3 protein-coding genes are annotated in these 3,254 nt (G+C 72.6%); 2 read left to right on the top strand and 1 reads right to left on the bottom strand.

Features of this window, described 5'->3' with window-relative positions; translation table 11 throughout:
- Positions 1–127 precede the first annotated feature (127 nt).
- Together K206_RS0102460 and K206_RS0102455 are read left to right on the top strand one after the other, a co-directional pair.
- A complete protein-coding gene (locus K206_RS0102460; RefSeq protein ID WP_043365185.1) occupies positions 128–793 on the top strand; it encodes a chromate transporter in 666 nt (221 codons plus the stop codon).
- Positions 790–1,323 carry a chromate transporter gene (locus tag K206_RS0102455; protein WP_020200818.1) on the top strand — a complete coding sequence of 178 codons (534 nt, stop codon included), beginning with the start codon at positions 790–792 and terminating at the stop codon, positions 1,321–1,323. The genes K206_RS0102460 and K206_RS0102455 overlap by 4 nt, the downstream gene beginning before the upstream one ends.
- A 43-nt stretch (positions 1,324–1,366) precedes the next feature.
- Here the strand turns inward: K206_RS0102455 and K206_RS0102450 are convergent, their stop codons facing one another.
- The gene (locus K206_RS0102450; RefSeq protein WP_020200817.1) at positions 1,367–3,199 is read right to left on the bottom strand and encodes an ABC transporter ATP-binding protein; all 1,833 of its coding nucleotides are present in this window, start codon (positions 3,197–3,199) and stop codon (positions 1,367–1,369) included.
- Positions 3,200–3,254 lie beyond the last annotated feature (55 nt).

The raw sequence follows: 3,254 nt of genomic DNA, 5'->3' as shown, positions 1-3,254 counted from the left end.
CCGGCGGCGCCACGAAGTCCGCGTCCGAGCGGTCCGCCAGCGCCCGGCCTTCTCCCCCGGCCCCGCGCCCGTTGCCTGGGCGCGGGGAGAACCCTCCGATTCTCCGCTTTGCTGCCTGGTCCGAGACATGCCAGTTCCCCCGCCCCCGCGCGCCGCCCTCGCGCCGCTTCCCACGCCCCGCCACCTGTTCATCGAGTTCGCCCGCATGGGCCTGTCCGGCTTCGGCGGCGTGCTGCCGTTCGTGCGGCGCGCGGTGGTGGAGCGCAACCGCTGGCTCGACGACCGCGAGTTCGTCGAGCTGCTCAGCATGGGGCAGGTGCTGCCCGGCCCCAACGTGATCAACGTGGCGCTGATGATGGGCCTGCGTTTCGCCGGCCTGCGCGGCGCGCTGGCCGCCTTCGCCGGGCTGGTGATGGTGCCGATGGTGGTGGTGCTGTCGGCCATGCTGCTGTACGAGCACTACCGCGACGTGGCCGCGGTGCAGCGCATGCTGGCCGGCATGACGGCGGTCTCCGCCGGGCTGATGCTGTCCACCGGCTTCAGGCTGGCGCAGAGCCAGTCGCCGACCGCGCGCGGCCTGCTGGTCGGCGTCGCGGCGTTCGCCGCCATCGGCCTGCTGCGCTGGCCGCTGGTGCCGGTGATGGCGGTGCTGGTGCCGCTCGGCCTGCTGCTCGAATGGCGCGCCGAGGGGCAGGCGCTGCGGCTGGCGGCCGAGGCCGCCGCGCCGCAGGACCCGCCCGCGCCGGCGCAGCCGCCCGGAACCGACGGCGCCGCCGGGGAGCCGCGCGCATGAACCACCATCCCACCGTGCTCGGCAGCTTCTTCACCCACTTCCTGCTGCTGTCCTTCCTGTCGATCGGCGGCGCCGCCACCACCATCCCCGACATGCACCGCTTCCTGGTGGAGGCGCACGGCTGGATGAGCGACGCGCAGTTCTCCGCCATGTATGCGATTTCCCAGGCCTCGCCCGGGCCCAACGTGCTGTTCGTGGCGCTGTTCGGCTGGCAGATCGGCGGGCCGGCCGGCGCCATCGCCGGCATGATCGCCATCTGCGGGCCGTCCAGCCTGATCGCGCTGGGCTTCGAGTATTTCGCCGGGCGCGCGCCGCAGGCGCGCTGGCCGGGCCTGATCCGGCGCGGCCTGGCCACGCTGACCATCGGCCTGCTGTGCTCGTCGGGCTGGGTGCTGGCGGCCAGCGTGGACCACCGCTGGAGCGCGGTGGCGGTGACGCTGCTGACCATCTTCCTGATGCTCAAGACGCGCGTGCACCCGCTGATGCTGGTGGCGCTGGGCGCGGGCGCGGGGCTGCTCGGGCTGGTCTAGCGGGCTGGTTCGGCGCGGTGTCCGGTGTCCGGCGCCGGGCGCGCTACGCCACGCCGACGAAGCCGCCGGTCTGGTGCGCCCACAGCCGCGCGTACAGGCCGCCGCGCGCCAGCAGCTCGGCATGCGTGCCGCTTTCGGCGATGCGGCCGTCGTCCAGCACCACCAGCCGGTCCATGCGCGCGATGGTGGAGAGCCGGTGCGCGATGGCGATCACGGTCTTGCCGCGCATCAGCGTCTCCAGGTTCTCCTGGATGGCCGCCTCCACCTCCGAGTCGAGCGCCGAGGTGGCTTCGTCGAGAATCAGGATGGGCGCGTTCTTGAGCAGCACGCGCGCCACCGCGATGCGCTGGCGTTGCCCGCCCGAGAGCTTGACGCCGCGCTCGCCGACCTGCGCGTCGAGCCCGGTGGCGCCGCCGGCGTCGCGCAGCAGCGGGATGAAATCGGCCGCGTGGGCGTCGGCGGCGGCGGCCATCAGCTCGGCCTCGCTGGCGCCGGGGCGGCCGTAGAGCAGGTTGTCGCGGATCGAGCGGTGCAGCAGCGAGGTGTCCTGCGTGACCATGCCGATCTGCGCGCGCAGGCTTTCCTGGGTGACGCCGGCGATGTCCTGGCCGTCGATCAGGATGCGGCCGCGCTCGACGTCGTAGAGCCGCAGCAGCAGGTTGACCAGCGTCGACTTGCCGGCGCCGGACGGCCCCACCAGGCCGATCTTCTCGCCCGGCCGCACGGTCAGGTCGAGTCCCTCGATCACGCCCGAGCCCTTGCCGTAGTGGAAGCCCACGCCCTCGAAGCGCACCTCGCCGCGCGTCACGCGCAGCGGCGGCGCGCCCGCGCGGTCGGCCACCTTGCGCGGCACCGCGATGGTCTGCATGCCGTCCTGCACCTGGCCGACGTTCTCGAAGATGCCGTTGACCACCCACATGATCCAGCCCGACATGTTGACGATGCGGATCACCAGCCCGGCCGACAGCGCGATCGCGCCCACGCTGACGTGGCCCTCGCTCCATAGCCACAGCGCCAGCCCGGTGGTGGCGGCGATCAGCGCGCCGTTGAGCGCGGTCACGGTGAAGTCCATCGCGCTGACCATGCGGCCCGAGCTGCGCGCCTTGTCGGTCAGGTCGGCCATCGCCTCGCGCGCGTAGTCCTCCTCCAGGCGCGTGTGGGCGAACAGCTTGAGCGTGGCGATGTTGGTGTAGCCGTCGACGATGCGCCCCATCAGGCGCGAGCGCGCGCCGGTGGCGGCCACCGAGCGCGCCTTCACGCGCGGCGTGAAGTAGCGCATCGCGGCCACGTAGCCGACGATCCACAGCAGCAGCGGCAGCATCAGGCGCCAGTCGGCCTCGGCGAACAGGTAGAGCGAGCTGGCGGCGTAGATCAGCACGTGCCAGATCGCGTCCACCGCCTGCACCGCCGAGTCGCGCAGCGAGAAGCCGGTCTGCATGATGCGCTGGGCGATGCGCCCGGCGAAGTCGTTCTGGAAGAACCACATGCTCTGCTTGAGCACGTAGCGGTGGTTCTGCCAGCGCACCAGGTTGCCCAGGCTGGGGTTGATGACCTGGTGCACGAGGATGTCGTGCAGGCCGTTGAAGAGCGGGCGCAGCAGCAGCGCCACCACCGCCATCCAGGCCAGCTCGCCGGCATGGAGGCGGAAGAACGCCGGCCCGGGCGTCGCCTGCGCCAGGTCCACCAGCCGGCCGAGGAAGCCGAACAGCGCCACCTCGATCAGCGCGCCGCCCAGCCCCACCGCCAGCAGCAGGGCGAAGACCGGCCACACCTCGCGCAGGTAATAGGCGTAGAAGCGCCAGATCCGGCCCGGCGGCTCGGTGTCGGGCAGGCCGCGAAACGGGTCGATCATTCGTTCCATCAAGCGCAGCAGCATGGATCTCCTGGGGTCTGGGGGGGCGCCCGGCCGCGGTGGCGCGACCGCGGCCGGG

Origin of the sequence: Cupriavidus sp. WS (assembly GCF_000395345.1) — a bacterium.
Taxonomy (GTDB): Bacteria; Pseudomonadota; Gammaproteobacteria; order Burkholderiales; family Burkholderiaceae; genus Cupriavidus; species Cupriavidus basilensis_B.
This window is presented reverse-complemented; position numbering and strand designations above follow the sequence as displayed.